The organism is Pseudomonas sp. MUP55 (assembly GCF_034043515.1).
In the GTDB taxonomy this organism is placed as follows: Bacteria; Pseudomonadota; Gammaproteobacteria; order Pseudomonadales; family Pseudomonadaceae; genus Aquipseudomonas.
The window spans coordinates 3,666,401-3,689,190 of the sequence record NZ_CP138214.1; the positions used below are offsets into that span (position 1 = coordinate 3,666,401).

General features: G+C 60.7%; 17 protein-coding genes and 4 tRNA genes. 10 read left to right on the forward strand and 11 right to left on the reverse strand.

Annotation, left to right across the window (positions count from 1 at the left end; translation table 11 throughout):
* Positions 1–46 precede the first annotated feature (46 nt).
* The 7 genes from clpX to SC318_RS16440 form a co-directional block, all read right to left on the reverse strand.
* Positions 47–1,330 (reverse strand): ATP-dependent Clp protease ATP-binding subunit ClpX, encoded by a 1,284-nt coding sequence (gene clpX, locus SC318_RS16410; RefSeq protein WP_083357885.1) that lies wholly within the window; start codon positions 1,328–1,330, stop codon positions 47–49.
* A gap of 112 nt (positions 1,331–1,442) precedes the next feature.
* A complete protein-coding gene (gene clpP / locus SC318_RS16415; protein ID WP_003174822.1) occupies positions 1,443–2,078 on the reverse strand; it encodes an ATP-dependent Clp endopeptidase proteolytic subunit ClpP in 636 nt (211 codons plus the stop codon).
* A 91-nt stretch (positions 2,079–2,169) separates the two neighbouring features.
* A complete protein-coding gene (gene tig, locus SC318_RS16420) occupies positions 2,170–3,480 on the reverse strand; it encodes a trigger factor (protein ID WP_320427643.1) in 1,311 nt (436 codons plus the stop codon).
* Between the two features lie 398 nt (positions 3,481–3,878).
* Positions 3,879–3,954 (reverse strand) — tRNA-His (locus SC318_RS16425).
* 77 nt (positions 3,955–4,031) lie between these two features.
* Positions 4,032–4,116: transfer RNA gene (locus SC318_RS16430), tRNA-Leu, on the reverse strand.
* A gap of 57 nt (positions 4,117–4,173) precedes the next feature.
* Positions 4,174–4,249 (reverse strand) — tRNA-His (locus SC318_RS16435).
* A gap of 32 nt (positions 4,250–4,281) precedes the next feature.
* Positions 4,282–4,358, reverse strand: a tRNA-Arg gene (locus SC318_RS16440).
* A 274-nt stretch (positions 4,359–4,632) separates the two neighbouring features.
* Between SC318_RS16440 and folD the strand changes: the two genes are divergently transcribed.
* A complete protein-coding gene (folD, locus tag SC318_RS16445) occupies positions 4,633–5,487 on the forward strand; it encodes a bifunctional methylenetetrahydrofolate dehydrogenase/methenyltetrahydrofolate cyclohydrolase FolD (RefSeq protein ID WP_320427644.1) in 855 nt (284 codons plus the stop codon).
* Between the two features lie 207 nt (positions 5,488–5,694).
* Positions 5,695–6,618, forward strand: coding sequence for a D-alanyl-D-alanine endopeptidase (gene pbpG, locus SC318_RS16450; RefSeq protein WP_320427645.1), 924 nt, complete (start codon positions 5,695–5,697; stop codon positions 6,616–6,618).
* A 115-nt stretch (positions 6,619–6,733) separates the two neighbouring features.
* Here the strand turns inward: pbpG and SC318_RS16455 are convergent, their stop codons facing one another.
* The gene (locus tag SC318_RS16455) at positions 6,734–7,396 is read right to left on the reverse strand and encodes a PA2778 family cysteine peptidase (RefSeq protein ID WP_320427646.1); all 663 of its coding nucleotides are present in this window, start codon (positions 7,394–7,396) and stop codon (positions 6,734–6,736) included.
* Between the two features lie 211 nt (positions 7,397–7,607).
* Between SC318_RS16455 and SC318_RS16460 the strand changes: the two genes are divergently transcribed.
* Positions 7,608–7,769, forward strand: a complete 162-nt coding sequence (locus SC318_RS16460; RefSeq protein WP_320427647.1) for a hypothetical protein — start codon at positions 7,608–7,610, stop codon at positions 7,767–7,769.
* Here the strand turns inward: SC318_RS16460 and SC318_RS16465 are convergent.
* On the reverse strand, positions 7,766–8,176 hold the full coding sequence (locus SC318_RS16465; RefSeq protein ID WP_320427648.1) for a PA0061/PA0062 family lipoprotein: 411 nt from the start codon (positions 8,174–8,176) through the stop codon (positions 7,766–7,768). The genes SC318_RS16460 and SC318_RS16465 overlap by 4 nt on opposite strands.
* A 205-nt stretch (positions 8,177–8,381) precedes the next feature.
* Here SC318_RS16465 and SC318_RS16470 point away from each other — a divergent pair, with 205 nt between their 5' ends.
* The 4 genes from SC318_RS16470 (at position 8,382) to SC318_RS16485 (ending at position 14,840) form a co-directional block, all read left to right on the forward strand.
* On the forward strand, positions 8,382–11,603 hold the full coding sequence (locus tag SC318_RS16470) for an efflux RND transporter permease subunit (RefSeq protein ID WP_320427649.1): 3,222 nt from the start codon (positions 8,382–8,384) through the stop codon (positions 11,601–11,603).
* A complete protein-coding gene (locus SC318_RS16475; RefSeq protein ID WP_320427650.1) occupies positions 11,593–12,762 on the forward strand; it encodes an efflux RND transporter periplasmic adaptor subunit in 1,170 nt (389 codons plus the stop codon). The genes SC318_RS16470 and SC318_RS16475 overlap by 11 nt, the downstream gene beginning before the upstream one ends.
* Positions 12,746–14,164, forward strand: a complete 1,419-nt coding sequence (locus SC318_RS16480) for an efflux transporter outer membrane subunit (RefSeq protein ID WP_320427651.1) — start codon at positions 12,746–12,748, stop codon at positions 14,162–14,164. Before SC318_RS16475 ends, SC318_RS16480 begins: the two co-directional genes overlap by 17 nt.
* A 217-nt stretch (positions 14,165–14,381) precedes the next feature.
* Positions 14,382–14,840: an REP-associated tyrosine transposase gene (locus tag SC318_RS16485; RefSeq protein WP_320427652.1), complete on the forward strand. Its 459-nt coding sequence runs from the start codon at positions 14,382–14,384 to the stop codon at positions 14,838–14,840.
* Positions 14,841–14,980: 140 nt separating this feature from the next.
* On the opposite strand, the gene SC318_RS16490 is transcribed toward SC318_RS16485, so the two are convergent.
* Positions 14,981–16,264 (reverse strand): Zn-dependent hydrolase, encoded by a 1,284-nt coding sequence (locus SC318_RS16490; RefSeq protein WP_320427653.1) that lies wholly within the window; start codon positions 16,262–16,264, stop codon positions 14,981–14,983.
* A gap of 159 nt (positions 16,265–16,423) precedes the next feature.
* A complete protein-coding gene (locus SC318_RS16495) occupies positions 16,424–17,911 on the reverse strand; it encodes an NCS1 family nucleobase:cation symporter-1 (RefSeq protein ID WP_320427654.1) in 1,488 nt (495 codons plus the stop codon).
* 602 nt (positions 17,912–18,513) lie between these two features.
* Here SC318_RS16495 and hydA point away from each other — a divergent pair.
* The 3 genes from hydA (at position 18,514) to preA (ending at position 22,739) form a co-directional block, all read left to right on the forward strand.
* Positions 18,514–19,953, forward strand: coding sequence for a dihydropyrimidinase (hydA, locus tag SC318_RS16500; RefSeq protein WP_320427655.1), 1,440 nt, complete (start codon positions 18,514–18,516; stop codon positions 19,951–19,953).
* A gap of 144 nt (positions 19,954–20,097) precedes the next feature.
* Entirely contained in the window at positions 20,098–21,465 is a 1,368-nt protein-coding gene (locus tag SC318_RS16505) for an NAD(P)-dependent oxidoreductase (RefSeq protein WP_320427656.1), read from the forward strand.
* Positions 21,465–22,739 carry an NAD-dependent dihydropyrimidine dehydrogenase subunit PreA gene (gene preA / locus SC318_RS16510; RefSeq protein ID WP_320427657.1) on the forward strand — a complete coding sequence of 425 codons (1,275 nt, stop codon included), beginning with the start codon at positions 21,465–21,467 and terminating at the stop codon, positions 22,737–22,739. The genes SC318_RS16505 and preA overlap by 1 nt, the downstream gene beginning before the upstream one ends.
* The last annotated feature ends 51 nt before the right edge of the window (positions 22,740–22,790 follow it).

Genomic DNA, 22,790 nt, shown 5'->3' on the forward strand with positions numbered 1-22,790 from the left:
AGGGGCCCCGAAAGGCCCCTTGCTTGTACCGCCACTGCAAAGACGCTTAGGCGTCAGGTGCAGCCTTGGCCGTCGGCTCACTGTTTTCGTAGATATACAGTGGCTTGGACTTGCCTTCGATAACGCTTTCGTCGATCACCACTTTACTCACCTCGGACTGCGAGGGGATTTCGTACATGGTGTCGAGCAATACGCCTTCGAGGATCGAGCGCAGACCACGTGCACCGGTCTTGCGCTCCAGTGCCCGCTTGGCCACTGACTTGAGCGCGTCGGTACGGAACTCGAGGTCCACACCTTCCATCTCGAACAGCTTGGCGTACTGCTTGGTCAGGGCGTTTTTCGGCTCGGTGAGGATCTGAATCAGAGCCGCCTCATCCAGCTCGTCCAGCGTGGCCAGGACCGGCAGACGACCCACGAATTCCGGGATCAGGCCGAACTTGACCAAATCGTCAGGCTCAACTTCACGCAGGGACTCGCCAACCTTCTTGCCTTCTTCCTTGCTACGCACTTCCGCGCCGAAACCGATGCCGCCGCGGGTGGAACGCTGCTGAATAACCTTTTCCAGGCCGGAGAACGCACCGCCACAGATAAACAGGATGTTACGCGTATCGACCTGCAGGAATTCCTGCTGCGGGTGCTTACGGCCGCCTTGCGGTGGTACCGAAGCGACCGTGCCTTCGATCAGCTTCAACAGAGCCTGCTGTACGCCTTCACCGGATACGTCCCGAGTGATCGACGGGTTGTCCGACTTGCGCGAAATCTTGTCGATTTCGTCGATGTAGACAATACCCATCTGGGCCTTCTCTACGTCGTAGTCGCACTTCTGCAGCAGTTTCTGAATGATGTTCTCGACGTCTTCGCCCACATAGCCAGCCTCGGTGAGGGTGGTAGCGTCGGCGATGGTGAACGGAACGTTCAGCAGGCGAGCGAGGGTTTCCGCAAGCAGGGTTTTACCCGAGCCTGTAGGACCGATCAGCAGGATATTACTCTTGCCGAGTTCGACTTCGTCGCCTTTCTTGTCACGCTGGTTCAAGCGCTTGTAGTGGTTGTACACCGCTACGGCCAGAACCTTCTTTGCACGCTCCTGACCAATCACATACTGATCAAGGATGCCGCTGATTTCTTTCGGCGATGGGAGTTTGTGCGCACTGCTCTCGGCCTGGGCTTCCTGCACCTCCTCGCGGATGATGTCATTGCACAGGTCGACGCATTCGTCGCAGATAAACACCGAGGGGCCGGCAATCAATTTGCGTACTTCATGCTGGCTTTTGCCACAGAAGGAGCAATAGAGCAGCTTGCCGTTGTCCTCGCCGTTGCGGGTGTCAGTCATTCGTTCGATCCAAATCCGATAGGCTTGCAACACAAGATGAAGGCTTATGCGGGCTTTTTCAAGCCCGCCAGTGGTCGGACATGCCGACCAGCCCTATTTTGAGCGGCTTATATTAAGCGGGGCGCTTTTCGATCACTGCGTCGATCAACCCGTATTCACGGGCGGCTTCAGCGCTCATGAAGTTGTCACGGTTGGTATCACGCTCGATTTCTTCAAGTGTGTGCCCGCTGTGCTTGGCCATCAGCGTGTTGAGACGCTCACGAATGAAGAGGATTTCCTTGGCATGGATTTCGATGTCCGATGCCTGGCCCTGGAAACCGCCCAGTGGCTGGTGAATCATCACGCGTGAGTTCGGCAGGCAGTAACGCTTGCCCTCGGCGCCGGCGGTCAGCAGGAACGCACCCATGCTGCAGGCCTGGCCAATGCAGGTCGTCGACACGTTTGGCTTGATGAACTGCATGGTGTCGTAGATCGACATGCCCGCAGTCACCGAACCACCCGGCGAGTTGATGTAGAGATGGATGTCCTTGTCCGGGTTTTCCGCTTCAAGGAACAGCAGCTGCGCACAGATCAGGTTAGCCATGTAGTCCTCTACCGGGCCAACCAGAAAGATCACTCGCTCCTTGAGCAGGCGCGAGTAGATGTCATAGGCGCGTTCGCCACGAGCGGACTGCTCGACAACCATCGGGACCAGGCCGCCTGCGGCCTGGATATCAGAGTTCTGCTGAATATAGGAATTACGGAACATGCTCTGCAGTTACTCCCAAATAGTCATGTCTTGAAAACGCATAAGCCAGCGCGAGGCTGGCTTATGGTTGAATTTCCAACGAGTTGGACAATCAGTCGGCTTGTGCTGCTTCCGCCGGTTTGACTGCTTCTTCGTAAGAGACCGCTTTATCGGTCACCTTAGCCTTCTGCAGAACAGTATCCACAACTTGTTCTTCCAGCACAACCGAACGTACTTCGTTCAGTTGTTGGTCGTTCTTGTAGTACCAAGCCACGACCTGCTCAGGCTCCTGGTAGGCCGAGGCCATTTCCTGGATCATTTCGCGAACGCGGTCTTCGTCTGGCTTGAGGTCGAACTGCTTGACCACTTCAGCCACGATCAGGCCCAGCACAACGCGGCGCTTGGCTTGCTCTTCGAACAGCTCGGCCGGCAGTTGGTCAGGCTTGATGTTGCCACCAAACTGCTGAACAGCTTGAACGCGCAGACGATCCACTTCGTTGGACAGCAGAGCCTTGGGCACTTCGATCGGGTTGGCAGCCAGCAGACCGTCCATGACCTGGTTCTTGACCTTGGACTTGATGGCCTGACGCAGCTCACGCTCCATGTTCTTGCGAACTTCGGCGCGGAAACCTTCGATGCCGGTTTCCTTGATGCCGAATTGAGCGAAGAACTCTTCGTTCAGCTCCGGCAGCTTAGGCTCGGATACGCTGTTGACGGTCACGGTGAACTCGGCGGCTTTGCCGGCCAGGTCCAGGTTCTGGTAGTCAGCAGGGAATTCCAGGTTCAGCACGCGCTCTTCGCCGGCCTTGGAGCCAACCAGGCCGTCTTCGAAGCCAGGGATCATGCGGTTGGAACCCAGCACCAACTGGGTGCCCTTGGCGGAGCCGCCAGCGAATACTTCGCCGTCGACCTTGCCTACGAAATCGATGTTCAGCTGGTCTTCGTTCTGGGCGGCACGGTCGACCACTTCGAAACGGGTGTTCTGCTTGCGCAGGATTTCCAGCATGTTGTCCAGGTCCGAATCAGCCACTTCGGCGCTCAGGCGCTCGATAGCGATGGCGTCGAAACCCGCCACTTCGAATTCCGGGAACACTTCGAATACGGCTACGTATTCCAGGTCCTTGCCAGCTTCCAGGGACTTGGGTTCGATCGAAGGCGAGCCAGCCGGGTTCAGCTTCTGCTCGACAACGGCTTCGTAGAAGGAAGCCTGGATCACGTCACCTACAGCTTCCTGGCGCGCATCGGCACCAAAACGACGCTTGATTTCGCTCATTGGCACTTTGCCTGGACGGAAACCAGCGATCTTGGCCTTTTGGGCAGTCTGCTGCAGACGCTTGTTGACCGCAGTCTCGATACGCTCTGCCGGCACGGTGATGCTCAGGCGGCGCTCGAGAGCAGTAGTATTTTCAACAGAAACTTGCATGGATATTCCTCGTTGCACAGACGTTAGCCGGCCATTTCCGACCCCAATCAAGGGCATGCATTCTAGTGGGTCGAACTCAAGAAGTCACCCTACTGAAAATACACCCGGAAACAGCCGGCAATTTATCGGTACGAAGGCACTGAAGTACCTCGCCCCGGTGACAAATACAGCCAGTTGCGCCAGGGCTCTGCGCCGCCTCTCTATATATAGAAGAAACAGCCAATCATCTCCCTGACGGCCCGCCCCGCGAACGTGGCGAGCAGGCAACGCGGCATCATCGAGATACATAAATACGATGAAACGCCCTGCCGATGCAGCCCAGTACCTGCGACCACCGAAATTCAAACCGCCAAAACCAAAAAAGGCGCCAGACTGTTAAATCTGGCGCCTTTCGAATATGGGGTGGACGAAGGGGATCGAACCCTCGACAACGGGAGTCACAATCCCGTGCTCTACCAACTGAGCTACGCCCACCATATTGCGTTAACAAAGAAACCAAACTACTTCTTTGTTGAACCTTGTCCCGCCTGACAGCCGAACAACGTTTTATTTGGTGCGGATGAAGAGACTCGAACTCTTACGCCTCGCGGCGCTGGAACCTAAATCCAGTGTGTCTACCAATTCCACCACATCCGCGCTTGAAGCTCTTAAAGCAAAGGCGCCAGACGATTAATCTGGCGCCTTTTCAAAATATGGGGTGGACGAAGGGGATCGAACCCTCGACAACGGGAGTCACAATCCCGTGCTCTACCAACTGAGCTACGCCCACCATCTAGCGCTACTTGTGCCAAAGCTGCCTAATGGCGCACCCGGCAGGACTCGAACCTGCGACCATCCGCTTAGAAGGCGGATGCTCTATCCAGCTGAGCTACGGGCGCCTGATTAATCTGTACTCTTGGAGGATTACAAACTAAGTGTTTCCAGCCTTGCAGCACAACAATTCTGCTCGACCTTCTAACCAGTGCTAGGCTGTGCCCGACAAGTGCGACGAATAGTATAGAGGGTCCTGAAACCCGTCAAATCTTTTTTGAAAAAAACTGATTTTATTTAAGGGGTTAGGGCAATTTGCAGACCAAGCGCCTTTGCCCTCGCGCCTTGGCATGCGAGAATGCGCGCACTTTTCTTCCCCCTCTCGATGGTTAATCACGCGTAATGACTGCACAACTTATCGACGGCAAATCAATCGCCGCCAGCCTGCGCCAGCAGATCGCCAAACGCGTCACCGAGCGTCGCCAGCAAGGCCTGCGCACGCCCGGCCTCGCGGTGATCCTGGTCGGCAGCGATCCTGCCTCTCAGGTTTATGTCTCGCACAAGCGTAAAGACTGCGAAGAGGTCGGCTTCATCTCCAAAGCCTATGACTTGCCTTCGCAAACCACTCAACAGGCCCTGACCGACCTGATTGACAGCCTCAACGATGACCCGAACATGGACGGGATCCTGCTCCAGTTGCCGCTGCCCGAACACCTGGATGCCTCCAAGCTGCTGGAGCGCATCCGCCCGGACAAGGACGTCGACGGTTTCCATCCTTATAACGTCGGCCGCCTGGCCCAGCGCATCCCGCTGCTGCGCCCCTGCACCCCCAAAGGCATCATGACCCTGCTGGAAAGCACCGGGGTTGATCTGTATGGCCTCGACGCAGTAGTAGTCGGCGCATCGAACATCGTCGGTCGCCCGATGGCCATGGAACTGCTGCTGGCCGGCTGCACCGTCACCGTCACCCACCGTTTCACCAAGGACCTCGCTGGCCACGTTGGCCGCGCTGACCTGGTGGTGGTCGCCGCCGGCAAGCCGGGCCTGGTCAAGGGTGAGTGGATCAAGGAAGGCGCCATCGTCATCGACGTGGGCATCAACCGCCAGGATGACGGCAAGCTGGTGGGCGACGTGGTCTACGACACCGCCCTGCCCCGCGCCGGCTGGATCACGCCGGTACCAGGCGGTGTCGGCCCGATGACCCGAGCATGCCTCCTGGAAAATACCCTGTACGCAGCGGAAACCCTGCACAGCTAATAACCAGGCGTACTGAAAAAGCCCTGCCTTATCGCAGGGCTTTTTATTGCCCGAAGAAAATCTGTTTTTTCATAGTTTTTAAGCACTTTCGTCTGGTTCTGGAAGAACATTCGACAGTTTCTGATCCATACTCCTAAAATGTAACGTCATTTGTCACCAAACCCGTTCCCCAACGGTATTTCCTTACTTTTTAGCGAGTTCATCCGCGTGAAAATTCGTCTTTCCATCGTCAGCCTGTTTTTTGCTCTCACAGGCACCTTCGCCCACGCCGCCGAAACCACCCTGGCCCCGCGTGACGCCTCCAAACTGCATATCGCCTCCGGCAGCGCCATGCTGGTGGACCTGCAGACCAACAAGGTCATCTATTCCAGCAACCCCGACGTGGTCGTGCCCATCGCTTCCGTCAGCAAGCTGATGACCGGCCTGATCGTGCTGGAAGCCAAGCAGAACATGGATGAATACATCGACATCAACATCACCGACACGCCGGAGATGAAAGGCGTGTTCTCCCGCGTGAAGATCGGCAGCCAGATGCCGCGCAAGGAAATGCTGCTGATCGCGCTGATGTCCTCGGAAAACCGCGCCGCCGCGAGCCTGGCCCACCATTACCCCGGCGGCTACTCGGCGTTCATTGCCGCGATGAACGCCAAGGCCAAGGCGCTGGGCATGACCAGCACCCATTATGTGGAGCCGACAGGCCTGTCGATCCATAACGTGTCCACGGCCCGCGACCTGAGCAAGCTGCTGGCCTACGCGCGCAAATTCCCGATGTTGAGCCAACTGAGCACCACCAAGGAAAAGACCGTGGCGTTCCGCAAGCCCAACTACACCCTGGGTTTTTCCAACACCGACCACCTGATCAACCGTGCCAACTGGGACATCAAGCTGACCAAGACCGGCTTTACCAACCAGGCCGGACATTGCCTGGTGCTGGTGACCAGCATGGGCAACCGCCCGGTGTCGCTGGTAATCCTGGATGCGTTCGGCAAATTCACCCATTTCGCCGATGCCAGCCGTATTCGCAACTGGGTCGAGACTGGCGCGAGCGGCTCGGTGCCGGATGTGGCGTTGCGCTACAAGGCTGACAAGAATCTGAAGAGCCGTGCGGGTGTGACAGAAGTGCGTCGCTGACTCACTCACAACGCAAATCAAATGTGGGAGGGGGCTTGCCCCCGATAGCAGTGTGTCATTCACAACATCAGTGATTGATCCACCGCCATCGGGGGCAAGCCCCCTCCCACATTTTTTATTTGTGTTCAGCCAGCACCTTGAGTGCCTGAGCCGCCGACTGCTCTTGGCCCGACTGGGCGGTAGCATTTGCCGCCTCCCGCCAACGCTGTGCATCCACATTTGCCGGCAACTGGCTCGGGCGCTGGGTGAGAATCGCCCAGTTACCCGCGCTCTTCCACGCTGACTCGAAATCGCTGAAGCTCATCATCAAGCGCCGTTCCCTGCCGGAACGCAGCAGCACCGTGCTCTTCTGTTGGTTGAACCCCACCACCACGACATAGTGTGGTCCGGACCAGAAGCTTGAGTTGATGCGCGCCATCACCGGGTAGCCCGCGGCCACTTGCGCCAGCACCGCGGTCAGCTTGGCGTCCAGTGGGTACACCATCAGCCCGTACTCACGCGCCAACTTTTGCATGTTGCGCTCAAGGTCGGCCTCGGCGCCCGGCAAGTGCAGCGGCTTATCGAGTAACCCCGGTGTCATGACAATGCCTTGTTGCGACAGCATGCTGGCCAGAGCCGTAGGACCGCTCTGATAAGCCTCGCTGCGAAAGGTCGGTACGCCGTTGAGTTCAACCCGCTCCGGCAGGCCGGGGAGTTTCGAAGGCTGGCTGGAACAGGCCACCATCCCCAGGGCGCAGGCCAGAAGGATGGATGCTTTAAGGTTTGACCGTAAGCGCAATTTTGTACTCTCTTGATCAACTGCCGGTGAGGGCACCGATCATAGGATGCTCTTGGGCAGGGGTATAGCCTCAAATGCCGGTAAACCCCTTGCGATAGAGCAAACAAGTTGGACGGACACGACCATTGGTCAATAGCAGGCAACCGCCAGGTAGCTAGACTGTCCATTGGGAAGACTGTGTGTACCCCGGACGGGGTGAAGGGAGGCCTGAATGAGCCTTGCAACGACGATTTTTCTGTTGATCTGCGGCTGGCTGGCGGTGGCCGCTGCCATGCTGTGGGGGGTGATGCGCGTGTCTCGTCGCCATCACCAGCCCCACGTCAAACCCGCTGCGCCCGCCAAGCCGCGCAAGGCGACGGCGCATCACGCCTAGCCGGGCATGCAGGTGAAATCCTGGGTGGCGGCGACTTCCTTGCCGTGCCCGTCCTTGAGCGCCGCGCGCACGGTAGTGCCCAGGCTCGACTCCTCCAGGGTGTAATGCTCACCCGCCTTGAAATCCTTGTACTCGACCCTGCCCTGGCAATCCTGCTGGTTGTTGTCGCCAGCCTCTTCCTCAAATAGCGTCACGTCCAGGCGGTGTGCCCCGGGGCTTACTTCAAAGTAGCGCCCGTCGTCCACGCGCTGGCCGTCGACGCGCTCGGCCATCAGGTCGTTCGGTGCTTCTTCTGTCAAGCCGATCCAGGCTTCGCTCGGGTCGGCCTTCGGAATCGGGCCAGCACACGCCGACAACATAAAGACAGCCGCAAGGGTGGGGATCAACAACAGGGTTTTCGGTGACATGGCAGGGCTCCAAAGCACATCAGTAAAAAAGACGTATCCGATGGCTGGCAAGCTTGAAGAGCTGCCGTTTGTAGAACAAATGAATACAAATGAAACGATCTTCAGCCATTACCTAAATGTTCCTTCACCTGGCTGAAAGGTGCGTGTTAGGTGGGTCGGGCAAGACTGCCGGGGTTTGCAATCCTGCTCTTTTGGAGATCCACGCATGCTCGGGCTGGTAAAGACCGCACTGCACAAGCCGTACACGTTCATCGTGCTGGCCATATTCATCTGCATCATCGGGCCCATGGCGGCCCTGCGTACGCCCACGGATGTTTTCCCCGATATCGGTATCCCCGTGGTCGCGGTGGTGTGGCAGTACAACGGCCTGTCGCCAGACGCCATGGCCGGGCGGGTGATCTACACCTACGAACGCTCCCTGAGCACCACGGTCAACGACATCGAACACATCGAATCGCAATCGCTGCCGGGCATGGGCATCGTCAAGATCTTCTTCCAGCCCGGCGTGGATATCCGTACCGCCAACGCCCAGGTCACGGCGGTGTCCCAGACCGTGCTCAAGCAGATGCCACCTGGCATCACACCGCCGCTGATCCTCAACTACAGCGCGTCCACCGTGCCGATCCTGCAAATGGCGTTCTCCAGCCCGAGCCTGTCGGAAGCCCGGATTCGCGACCTGGTGCAGAACAACATCCGCCTGCCGCTGAGCGCCCTGCCCGGCCTGGCGATGCCCACGCCAATGGGCGGCAAGCAGCGCCAGATCACCCTCGACCTCGACCCCCAGGCCCTGGCCGCCAAAGGCTTGTCGGCCCAGGACGTCGGCAATGCGCTGGCGCTGCAGAACCAGATCATCCCGGTGGGCACCGCCAAGCTCGGCCCCAACGAATACACGATCCTGCTGAACAACAGCCCCAAGGCCATCGACGAGCTCAATGACTTGCCGATCAAGAGCGTCGACGGCGCGATCATCACCATCGGCCAGGTCGCCCACGTGCGGGACGGCTCGCCGCCGCAGACCAATATCGTGCGCGTCGACGGCCACCGCGCCGTACTGATGCCGGCGTTGAAGAACGGCAGTATCTCGACCCTGTCGATCATCGATGGCATCCGCAACATGCTGCCGCGCATCAACGAAACCCTGCCGCCGTCGCTGAAGACATCGCTGTTGGGCGACGCCTCGGTGTTCGTCAAGCAATCGGTGGGCAGCGTGGCCCAGGAAGGCATCATCGCCGCCCTGCTGACCAGTGCGATGATCCTGCTGTTTCTCGGCAGCTGGCGCTCGACGCTGATCATTGCCGCATCGATTCCCCTGGCAGTGCTGTCGGCCATCGCGCTGCTGGCGGTCAGCGGGCAAACCCTCAATGTGATGACCCTGGGCGGCCTGGCCCTGGCGGTGGGCATCCTGGTGGACGACGCCACGGTGACCATCGAAAACATCAACTGGCACCTGGAACAAGGCAAGGCGGTGAAGACGGCGATCCTCGACGGCGCCGCACAAATCGTCGGCCCGGCGTTCGTCTCGCTGCTGTGCATCTGCATCGTGTTCGTGCCGATGTTTCTGCTGCAAGGCATCGCCGGTTATCTGTTCCGGCCGATGGCGCTGGCGGTGATCTTTGCCATGGCCAGTTCGTTCATCCTCTCGCGCACCCTGGTGCCGACACTGGCGATGTTCCTGCTCAAGCCCCACACACCCGAGCAAGGCCCGGGGCATCATCCGGAAGATCAATTCATCAACCACCACGAGGGCGAACAGCACACCAAGCCGCGCAACGCCGTGCTGCAATCGGTGCTGAACTTCCAGCAGGGATTCGAGCGGCACTTCTCGAATATCCGCGACACCTACCATGGCTTGCTGACGCTCGCACTGGGCGCGCGCAAGCGCTTTATCATCGGCTTTCTCGCCTGCGTGCTGGCCTCGTTCGTGTTGCTGCCGAGCCTGGGTCAGGATTTCTTCCCGGCGACCGATGCCGGTGCGCTGGCGCTGCATGTGCGCCTGCCACTGGGGACGCGTATCGAGGAAAGCGCCGCCGCGTTCGACCGTATCGAGACGCGCATTCGCGAGGTGATTCCGGCGCAGGAGCTGGACACCATTGTCGACAACATCGGCATTCCCCTCAGCGGTATCGACATGGCCTACAGCAGCAGCGGCACCATCGGCCCACAGGACGGTGACATCCAGGTCACCCTGAAAAAGGACCACGCGCCCACCGCCGACTACGTCAAAAAACTGCGTGAAGCTCTGCCGCAAAGTTTCCCCGGCAGTCACTTTGCGTTCCTGCCGGCAGACATCAGCAGCCAGATCCTCAACTTCGGCGCGCCGGCACCGCTGGACGTGAAAATCTCCGGGCGCAACGACGCAGAAAACCGCGCCTATGCCGTGGAGCTCGAACGCCGTTTACAACACGTACCCGGTATCGCCGACCTGCGCATCCAGCAGTCCACTGGCTACCCGTCGCTGCAGGTGAATGTGGACCGCCTGCGCGCCAATGGCCTGGGCATCACCGAGAAAGACGTGACCAACAGCATGGTCGCCTCCCTCGCCGGCAGCTCCCAGGTGGCCCCGACGTTCTGGCTGAACCCGGCCAATGGCGTGTCCTACTCGATTGTGGCTGCAACGCCGCAATACCGCCTCGACAGCCTGCCCTCGCTGGAGGCCCTGCCGGTGACCGGTGCCGATGGCCAGTCACAAATCCTTGGCGGGGTGGCGAGCATCTCGCGGGTACAAAGCCCGGCGGTGGTGACGCACTACAACATCGAACCCACCCTGGACCTGTACGCCAACGTGCAAGGCCGCGATCTTGGCGGCGTGGCCCGGGATGTGCAGAAAGTGCTGGATGACACCGCGTCCATGCGCCCCAAAGGCGCGACGATCAGCTTGCACGGGCAGATCGATGCACTGCATGAGGCGTTCAGCGGGTTGAGCTTCGGCCTGCTCGGCGCCGTGGTGCTGATCTACCTGCTGATCGTGGTCAACTTCCAGTCCTGGGCCGACCCCTTTGTGATCATCACCGCGCTGCCGGCGGCACTGGCGGGGATCGTGTGGATGCTGTTCCTCAGCGGCACCTCATTATCGGTGCCGGCCCTCACCGGCGCGATTCTGTGCATGGGCGTGGCCACCGCCAACTCGATCCTGGTGGTGAGCTTCTGCCGTGAGCGCCTGGCCGAGCATGGCGATGCGTTGAAAGCCGCGATGGAGGCCGGTTACACACGCTTTCGCCCGGTGTGCATGACCGCCCTGGCGATGATCATCGGCATGCTGCCCCTGGCGCTTTCCGAGGAGCAGAACGCACCACTGGGCCGCGCGGTGATCGGCGGCCTGATCTTCGCCACCATCGCCACTTTGTTGTTTGTTCCCGTGGTCTTCAGCCTGGTCCACGGTCGTCACCCTACTCGCGCAACTGCTGGAGAAATGCCCCATGTCGTCTGATCAAAAACCCTCGCGCAAGCGTCTGATGCTCCTGGGTGTCGGCGGCCTGACCCTGGCCGCCCTGTTGGTCGCCAACGGCTTGCACGCCCGCACGCTGCATGAACAATCGGTCGCCGCCTGGACGCAAACCGCAGCCATTCCCCAAGTGCTGGTGTTCCAGCCCCAACAGAATGCGGCCGGCGATACGCTGCGCTTGCCAGCGCACCTGGAGGCCTGGAGCAAAGCGCCGATCCATGCGCGCGTCAGTGGCTACTTGAAAGACTGGAAAGTCGATATCGGCAGCCAGGTCAAGGCCGGGCAGGTCCTTGCGCAAATCGACAGCCCGGACCTGGACCAGCAACTGGCGCAGACCCATGCCCACCTGATCCAGGAACAGGCCAACGCGCGCCTCGCCGCCACCACCGCAACGCGCTGGCAAAACCTGTTGGCCAGCCATTCCGTGTCGCGCCAGGAGGCCGACGAGAAAACCTCGAATGCCGCCGCCGCCAAAGCCAATGCCGACGCGGCCGCCGCCGACTATGCGCGGCTGTGCGCACTGGAAAGCTATAAGACCATCCGCGCGCCCTTCGCCGGCACCATCACCGCGCGCAACACCGACATTGGCCAGTTGATCAAGGCCGACACTGACAGCGATCCGGAACTGTTCAGCATTGCCGACACCCACCAGTTGCGCCTGTACGTGCCGGTGCCACAGAACTACGCGGCGGTGATCCACCCCGGCCTCGAAGCCGAGCTGAGCGTGCCTGAGCACCCGGGCGAACACTTCAAGGCGCACCTGATCGGCGACTCCACGGCCATTGACCGACGCTCCGGCACCCTGCTCGCGCAATTCGTCGCCGACAACCCGAACGGTGAGCTGCTGCCCGGCGACTACGCCGAAGCCAGCTTGCCGATTCCGGCCGACACCCACGGCGTGAGCATCCCGGCCAGCGCGTTGATCTTTCGTGCCCAGGGCACCCAGGTCGCGGTGCTGGATGGGCAAAACCATGTGCACCTGCAAGACATCCATATCGGCCTGGACCTGGGCGAACGCCTGGTGATCGACCAGGGCCTGAAACCCGCCGATCGCATCATCGACAACCCGCCCGACGCCCTGCGCGAAGGCGACCCGGTGCAACTGGCAGCCGCCACTGGGGGTGCCCATGCACCCAAGGCTTAAACCTGTGGCGGCACTCATGTTGCTGGCGTTGCAAGGGTGCTCCATGGCGCCCACCTATCAGGTGCCGTCGGTTGACTTGCCGGCGGGTTACCGCGAACAGACCAGCGATGGCCCATGGCACAGCGCGCAACCGTCCGATCAACTGGCGCCTCAATGGTGGAAACTCTATAACGACGCGAAGCTCGATGAGCTGCAGCAACACCTGCTCAAGGCCAACCCGGACTTGGCCGCGGCGCTGGCCCATTTCGATGCCTCCCAGGCGTATGCCAGCCAGTTGCATGCGGGGCTGTTTCCAAAAATCACCGCCAGCGCACAACCGTTGCGCCAGCGCCAGTCGGATTCGAAACCGTTGCGCGGCAGCTCGCAGCCGTCGGTGTACAACAGCAACACTGCCAACTTTTCGTTGAGTTACGACCTGGACCTGTGGGGCAAAATTCGTAACCAGGTCGCAGCCGGCGACGCCCAGGCGCAAGCGTCCGGCGATGACTTGGCGGTGGCGCGCCTGAGCCTGCAGCATCAACTGGCAACGCTGTATGTGCAACTCAATGGGCTGGATGCCCAAAGCCGGATTCTGAACCGCTCGCTGGACGATTTCAGCCAGGCACTGCAACTCACCCGCAGCCGTTATGAAGGTCAGATCGCCTCGGAGCTGGACCTGACCCGTGCACAAAACCAACTGGCCGAGGCCAAGGCGCAGCTGGATGAAGTGCGCGGGCAGCGCAATCTGACCGAGCACGCCATCGGCGAACTGGTGGGCGTGGCGGCCAGTGATTTCTCACTGCCGCCCACCCCGCAATTGATCGCCTTGCCCGGCATTCCATCACAACTGCCGAGCCACCTGCTGCAACGCCGCCCGGACATCGCGGCAGCGGAGCGCCGAGTGTTTGCGGCCAATGCCAACATCGGCGTCGCCAAGGCGGCCTGGTATCCGGACTTCAGTCTGACCGGGTTGATTGGCGGCCAGACCCAGGGCGTGGGTAACCTGCTTTCGGCGGGCAATCGGTATTGGGCGCTGGGGCCGTTGATGAACGTACCCATCTTCGATGGCGGACGCCTGAGTGCCAACGAACGCCAGGCCAAGGCCGAGTTTGAAGAGGCTTCGGCGCAATACCGCAGCCGAGTGTTGAAAGCCGTTCGCGAGGTGGAAGATAACCTGGCGCAACTGCGCGATTTGCAGCAGCAGGCGCAGGATGAACAAGCGGCGGCGGATGCGGCGCAGCACACCCAGGCCCTGGCGATGAACAGCTATCAGGCCGGTGCGGTGAGTTACCTGGATGTGGTGACCGCACAGACGGCGGCATTGCAGGCGCAGCGGACGTTGCAGGCGGTGCAGACAAGGCAGTTGCAGGCGAGTGTGGGGTTGGTGACAGCGTTGGGGGGTGGCTGGGAACCGGGCGTTTAATACAGTCCGGCAGCGTCAGTTACGGCCTCATCGGGAGCAAGCCCCCTCCCACATTGGTTGTGTGCTAGACACACTTTGCATGAATGCCGCAGAGCCCATGTGGGAGGGGGCTTGCTCCCGATAGCGCCCTCCCAGACACATCCTGCCAAAAGCCTACCCACCCCCTCACTGCCCCCCCAGCTAGCCTCTGATGACACAATCAGAAAGAGGCCAAGGAATGCCTGACTTACCCGCTTCACACCGCCTGCGCATCGGTCGGTACAGCGAACCGAACCGCATCTACTTGATTACCACCAATACCCATGAACGCATACGCCTGTTCAGCGATTTCCACCTCGGCCGCCTGGTCGTCTGGCAATTTCGAATCGCCCAATACCAAGGGCTGGCGAACTCCCTGGCATGGGTGATCATGCCCGACCATTTTCACTGGCTGCTTGAACTGAAAAAAGGCACGCTGGCAAATCTGATGTGCCAAGTAAAATCCAAAAGCACACGAACCATCAACGGCGCGACCGGCCGCAAAGGCCGGCTCTGGCAAGAAAGCTTCCACGACCGAGCACTGCGCAAAGAGGACGACCTGGTAAACATGGCCAGGTACGTGGTGGCCAACCCACTGCGAGCGGGCCTGGTCGAGCGGATTGGCGACTACCCACTGTGGGATGCCATCTGGGTCTGACGCCTGGCAGCATTTTCAGAATCAACACAGATCAAATGTGGGAGGGGGCTTGCTCCCGATGGCGGTGGGTCAGTCAATAAGTCTGGTGACTGGTACACCGCCATCGGGAGCAAGCCCTCTCCCACATTTTTAATCACATTTCAGGCCGCAAGTTTGCCGCTGGCAATGGCGGCCGAAGCAGCCAGCATGGCGCGCAACAGCACCGCACACCCCGCCGCCAGATCATCCGGCGCAGCATTCTCGATTTCGTTATGGCTGATGCCGCCCTCACACGGCACAAAGATCATGCCCGCAGGCCCCAGCTCGGCAATGAAAATCGCGTCGTGCCCTGCCCCACTGACGATGTCCATGTTCGACAAGCCCAAGCCATTGGCCGCATCGCGCACGGCGTCGACGCAGCCCTTGTCGAAGTACAGCGGTGGGAAGTCAGCGGTGGGTTCCATTTCGAAACTCAAGCCATGCTTGGCACAGGTCTCATCGATCACCTTGCGCACCTGGGCAATCATCGAATCGAGTCGCTCCGGCTCCAGATGACGAAAATCCAGGGTCATGCGCACTTCGCCGGGAATGACATTGCGCGAACCGGGATACGCCTGCAGGCAGCCCACGGTCCCGCAGGCATGGGGCTGATGCCCCAGTGCCGCCGCATTCACCGCAGCCACCACCGCGGCCGCGCCTACCAACGCATCCTTGCGCAGGTGCATCGGTGTAGGCCCCGCGTGTGCCTCAACGCCGCGCAGTTTCAGGTCGAACCACTTCTGCCCGAGTGCGCCGAGCACCACGCCAATGGTCTTTTTCTCGTCCTCCAGAATCGGCCCTTGTTCGATATGCGCTTCGAAGTAAGCCCCTACCTTGTGCCCGCTGACCGGGCGAGCGCCCGCATAGCCGATCGCATTCAACGCATCGCCTACGCTCACGCCGTCTGCATCGACCTTGGCCAGGGTATCGGCCAGGCTGAATTTTTCGGCGAACACCCCGGACCCCATCATGCAGGGTGGAAAGCGCGAGCCTTCTTCGTTGGTCCACACCACCACTTCCAGCGGCGCCTCGGTTTCAAGCTTGAGGTCGTTGAGGGTGCGCAGCACTTCCACACCGGCCAGCACGCCGAAGCAACCGTCGAACTTGCCGCCAGTGGGCTGGGTGTCGATATGGCTGCCGGTCATCACCGGTGGCAGGTCGGGATTGCGCCCCGGGCGTCGGGCGAAGATATTGCCGATGCCATCGACGGTTACCGTGCAACCGGCCTGCTCACACCACTGCACGAACAGGTCGCGGGCCTTGCGGTCGAGGTCGGTGAGGGCCAGCCGGCACACCCCGCCTTTGGGGGTGGCGCCGAGCTTGGCCAGGTCCATCAGCGACTGCCACAAACGGTCGCGGTTGATGTGCTGATGGGTCGATTGCAGAACGTCGAGGGCAGCGTTCATGGAGATCTCCTCAGGCTGAGTTTTTCTTAAGATTGGGACACGGTCCAATGTGGGAGGGGGCTTGCCCCCGATAGCGGTGGATCAGTCAATGATGCTGTGATTGAGATACCGCAATCGGGGGCAAGCCCCCTCCCACATTGGGTTCGCATTCCACTTACGCTACAGCGCAGATTTCGCCGGTATCGGGGTGATTGCGCGCCTGGCATTCAAACCGTAATACAACACCCCGCCCAGCGCCGAACCGGTAAACCAGCCGTAGCTGTAGAACCAGCTGAACGCATCGCTGCCCAGCGACAGCAAGGTCAGCGCCACGGGCACGCCAAACGCGATGAACCCACTCCAGTTCCAGGCCGGGTACACGTCGTCACGGTAGAGCCCCGCCAGATCCAGCTGCTGTTTGCGGGTAATGAAGTAGTCCACCACCATGATCCCGGCAATCGGCCCCAGCAGGCTGGAGTAGCCGAGCAACCAGTTGGAATACACCGTCTCCAGGCTGACATCGGAAACGATCAGCCCGAGTTTTTTCAGCAACTCATGGGCCATCAACGCCAACCCCACCAACCCGGTCAGCATCACGGCCTTGGTGCGGTTGATCAGCTTGGGCGCAAGGTTCTGGAAGTCGTTGGTCGGCGAGACAATGTTCGCCGCCGTATTGGTCGACAAGGTGGCAATGATGATCAGCGCCATGGCGATGGCGACCCACACCGGGCTCTGGATATGGCCGATCAGGCTGACCGGGTCGGACACGCTGACGCCCACCAGTTTCACCGAAGCGGCCGTCATGATCACCCCCAGGGAGGCGAACAGGAACATGGTCAGCGGCAGGCCGAAAATCTGCCCGAGGATCTGGTCTTTCTGGCTTCTGGCGTAGCGGCTGAAGTCCGGAATATTCAACGACAAGGTCGCCCAAAAACCCACCATCGCCGTCAGGCCGGCCATGAAGTAACCGGTGAGGCTCGCCCCTTCGGGACGCTTGGGCGGGATCGCCATCAGTTCACTGATCGACACATTCGGCATCGCCCACACCAGCAAGCCGATGCCCACCGCGACCAGCAACGGCGCCGACAGGGTTTCCAGACGCTTGATCGACTCGGCGCCGCGCAGCACCACCCACAGGTTGAGGGTCCAGAACAGCATGAAACCAATCACCTCACCGGTGCCGCCGAGGGATTTCCAGCCCTCGAAAATCGAGCCGAGAAACAGGTGAATCGCCAACCCGCCGAACAGGGTTTGAATACCAAACCAGCCGCACGCCACCAGCGCCCGAATCAGACACGGCACGTTGGAACCGAGGATGCCGAAGGATGAGCGCAACAGCACTGGAAACGGAATGCCGTACTTGGTACCGGGAAACGCATTGAGGGTCAGGGGAATGAGCACCACGATGTTGGCCAGCAGAATCGCCATCAGCGCCTCGCCCACCGACAACCCGAAGTAGGCGGTGAGCACACCGCCCAGGGTGTAGGTCGGCACGCAGATCGACATGCCGACCCACAGCGCGGTGATATGCCAGGTGTTCCAGGTACGTTCGTGCACCTTGGTCGGTGCCATGTCGTGGTTGTAGCGAGGGCTGTCGAGGACGTCGGGGCCGGCGTCGAGTTCGTACAGGCCGTTACGCTCAATGACTTGCGATCTGTTCTGTTGCATGGCCGCTCCACGGTTTTTTTAAAATTATTGTTGCTCACCTGCCCAGTTAAGGCAGGCGGCCGGAGTACCTCGTTTACAACATGACATCTCAGGCCCGGCCAGCCGCCACTGCACTCAATAACCGTGCCGACCAGCACTTCCCGACCCACACTGCATCTATAACTGGCTGATGTTTATCAGCTTTATCTCATTGACCGATTGTGTCTTCGAAACTTGTCGGGCGGCTCACGCGCGGTAGCACGCAAGTTGTACGAACCCGAAGGACTCAATCTGGTGCGACACAATTATTTTTATTTCCCGACGCCGTCAAGCGCCGTCTCTCAACCGGCTGATTTGCAATAAGAAATGTTGCTCAAATCGGCAACCTGTCAAGTGCGTCAAAATGGTGTTTGGCTGCTTCATTTTGGTGAATTACGTTTTTTATCAATGTAAATCAGATAGTTATAATGGTTATAAGCTTAATAAAAATATTCTTGCCCAATCTAAAAACTCGGGCTAGTTTCTATTCCTGTCACCGATGACAGGAATTAACCGACCATCGGCGCGCCGTATTACAACACTTAGAACTGGCACAAGCCGGTCAAGCCTGTGAGGAACTCGACATGTCGCTGTTGATCCGTGGCGCCACCGTTATTACCCATGATGAAAGTTACCGCGCCGATGTGTTATGCGCCGGCGGTCTGATCCGTGCTATTGGCACGAACCTGGATATTGCGGCCGGCGCCGAAGTACTCGATGGCAGTGGCCAGTACTTGATGCCCGGTGGTATCGACCCCCATACCCATATGCAACTACCGTTCATGGGCACCGTGGCCAGTGAAGACTTTTTCAGCGGCACGGCGGCGGGCCTGGCCGGCGGCACCACCTCGATCATCGACTTTGTAATCCCCAACCCGCAGCAGTCCCTGATGGAAGCGTTCCACCAGTGGCGAGGCTGGGCCGAGAAGTCGGCATCCGACTACGGCTTTCATGTGGCGATCACCTGGTGGAGCGAGCAGGTCCGCGAGGACATGGCCGAACTGGTCAGCCATCACGGCATCAACAGCTTCAAGCATTTCATGGCCTACAAGAACGCGATCATGGCGGCCGACGACACCCTGGTGGCCAGTTTCGAGCGCTGCCTGGAATTGGGCGCGGTGCCCACGGTGCATGCGGAAAACGGCGAACTGGTCTATCACCTGCAACGCAAGCTGATGGCCCAGGGCATCACCGGGCCGGAAGCGCATCCGCTGTCGCGGCCTTCCCAGGTCGAAGGCGAAGCGGCCAGCCGTGCGATCCGCATCGCCGAGACCATCGGCACGCCGCTGTACCTGGTGCACGTCTCCACCCGGGAAGCGCTGGACGAAATCACCTATGCCCGCAGCAAAGGGCAGCCGGTCTACGGTGAAGTGCTCGCCGGCCACTTGCTGCTCGACGACAGCGTCTATCAACACCCCGACTGGCAGACCGCCGCCGGCTACGTGATGAGCCCACCGTTCCGCCCGCGCGGGCACCAGGAGGCGCTGTGGCACGGCTTGCAAGCCGGCAACCTGCACACCACCGCCACCGACCACTGCTGCTTCTGCGCCGAGCAAAAGGCCGCCGGGCGTGACGACTTCAGCAAGATCCCCAACGGCACCGCCGGTATCGAAGACCGCATGGCGTTGCTGTGGCACGAAGGCGTCAATACCGGGCGCCTGTCGATGCAGGAATTCGTCGCACTGACCTCCACCAACACCGCGAAGATATTCAACCTCTACCCGCGCAAAGGCGCGATTCGCGTAGGCGCCGATGCCGACCTGGTGCTGTGGGACCCCGAAGGCACGCGCACCATCTCCGCCAAGACCCACCATCAGCAGGTCGACTTCAACATCTTCGAAGGCAAGACCGTACGCGGCGTGCCGAGCCACACCATCAGCCAGGGCAAGCTGGTCTGGGCCGATGGCGACCTGCGCGCCGAGCGTGGCGCCGGGCGCTATGTGCCGCGGCCGGCGTATCCGTCGGTGTTCGAGCAGTTGAGCAAGCGGGCGGAGCAGTCCAGGCCGGTTGCTGTGAAACGCTGAGACCGCTATCGGGGGCAAGCCCCCTCCCACACTTTGATTTGTGAACACATTCAAGTGTGGGAGGGGGCTTGCTCCCGATGAGGCCAGTACAGGCAACAAGATGCCCGCTTAGAGGCAATCCAGAAAAACCGTGAGGCCACCACCGTGATCCAGACCCTGACCCACCTTCCCCACCCCCGCGACGACGAGGCGACCCTCGCCAGCCATTTCACCGACCTGGCGCCGCCCCTCAACGCCCGCCAGGCGCAACTGGAAGCCTCGCGCTGCCTGTATTGCTACGACGCGCCCTGCGTCAACGCGTGCCCCAGCGACATCGATATCCCGTCGTTCATCCGCAACATCCACACCGAAAACGTCCAGGGCGCGGCGCAGACAATCCTCTCGGCCAATATCCTCGGCGGCAGCTGCGCACGGGTATGTCCCACCGAGATCCTGTGTCAGCAGGCCTGCGTGCGGAACAACGCCGAAGAGTGCGCCCCGGTGCTGATCGGCCTGCTGCAACGCTACGCGGTGGACAACGCCCACTTCAGCCAACACCCCTTCCAGCGTGCGGCGCTCACCGGCAAACGCATCGCCGTGGTCGGTGCCGGGCCGGCGGGCCTGGCCTGCGCTCACCGCGCGGCGCTGCACGGCCATGACGTGGTGATCTTCGAAGCGCGGGAAAAAGCCGGCGGCTTGAACGAATACGGGATCGCCAAGTACAAGCTGGTGGATGACTTCGCCCAGAAGGAACTGGATTTCCTGCTGCAGATCGGCGGCATCGACATCCGTCACGGCCAGCGCCTGGGTGACAACCTCACCCTCAGCGAACTGCATTCCCAATTCGATGCGGTGTTCCTCGGCCTCGGCCTGGCCGCCAGCAAACACCTGGGTCTGCCCAACGAGGACGCCCCCGGCCTGCTCGCCGCCACCGACTACATCCGCGAACTGCGCCAGGCCGATGACCTCACCCAACTGCCGCTGGCCGACCGTTGCATCGTGCTCGGCGCCGGCAACACCGCCATCGACATGGCCGTGCAAATGGCCCGCCTCGGTGCGCGGGACGTGAACCTGGTGTACCGCCGTGGCCTGGCCGACATGGGCGCGACCCAGCATGAGCAGGACATCGCCAAGGCAAATCAGGTACGCCTGCTCACCTGGGCCCAACCGGAGCACGTGTTGCTCGATGATCAAGGGCACGTACGCGGTATGCGATTTGCCCGCACCCGCATGGAGAACGGTCGCCTGCACCCCACCGGAGAAACCTTCGAGCTGGCCGCAGACGCCATTTTCAAGGCCATCGGCCAGGGCTTTGCCAGCGAAGCGCTGCACGACCCGCTGGCCCAGCAACTGCACCGCGTGGGCGAACGCATCTTCGTCGACGAACATCTGCGCACCAGCATTCCCGGGGTGTATGCCGGCGGTGACTGCGTCAGCCTCGGCCAGGACCTTACCGTGCAGGCCGTGCAACACGGCAAACTGGCCGCCGAGGCCATGCACGCCCAACTCATGCTCAATGTGGAGGCCGCGTAATGGCCGATCTCTCGATTGTGTTTGCCGGTATCAAAGCCCCCAACCCGTTCTGGCTGGCCTCCGCGCCGCCCACCGACAAGGCCTACAACGTGGTGCGCGCGTTCGAGGCCGGCTGGGGCGGCGTGGTCTGGAAAACCCTGGGTGAAGACCCGGCGGCCGTCAACGTGTCGTCGCGCTACTCGGCCCACTACGGGGCCAATCGCGAAGTGCTGGGCATCAACAATATCGAGCTGATCACCGACCGCTCCCTGGAGATCAACCTGCGCGAAATCACCCAGGTCAAAAAGGACTGGCCGGACCGCGCTTTGATCGTGTCGCTGATGGTGCCGTGCGTCGAAGAGTCCTGGAAAAACATCCTGCCCCTGGTAGAAGCCACCGGCTGCGACGGCATCGAGCTGAATTTCGGCTGCCCCCACGGCATGCCCGAACGCGGCATGGGCGCGGCGGTGGGCCAGGTGCCGGAGTATGTGGAACAGGTGACACGCTGGTGCAAGACCTATTGCTCACTGCCGGTGATCGTCAAGCTCACGCCCAACATCACCGACATCCGCGTGGCCGCCCGGGCGGCGTATCGCGGCGGCGCGGATGCGGTGTCGCTGATCAACACCATCAATTCCATCACCAGCGTCGACCTGGAACGCATGGTCGCGCTGCCCATGGTCGGCAGCCAAAGCACCCATGGCGGCTACTGCGGCTCGGCGGTGAAGCCGATTGCGTTGAACATGGTCGCCGAAATCGCCCGTGACCCGCAGACCCAAGGCCTGCCGATCTGCGGTATCGGCGGCATCGGCAACTGGCGGGACGCCGTAGAGTTCATCGCCTTGGGGTGCGGCGCGGTACAGGTGTGCACGGCGGCGATGCTGCATGGGTTTCGCATCGTGGAAGAAATGAAGGATGGCTTGTCGCGGTGGATGGACAGCCAGGGTTACGCCAACTTGCAGGAATTTTCCGGGCGAGCGGTGGGCAACACCACGGATTGGAAATACCTGGATATCAACTATCAGGTGATCGCCAGCATCGACCAGGCGGCCTGCATTGGCTGCGGGCGCTGCCACATCGCCTGTGAGGACACGTCGCACCAGGCCATCGCCAGCCTGAAGCAGGCCGACGGCACGCATAAATATGAAGTAATCGACGACGAGTGCGTGGGCTGCAATCTGTGCCAGATCACCTGCCCGGTGGCCGATTGCATCGAGATGGTGCCGATTGATACCGGCAAGCCGTTTTTGAACTGGACTCAGGATCCGCGTAATCCTTATCGGGAGGCTGTGTAGTCCTTCAGACCGCTATCGGGGGCAAGCCCCCTCCCACACTTGAATGCATTC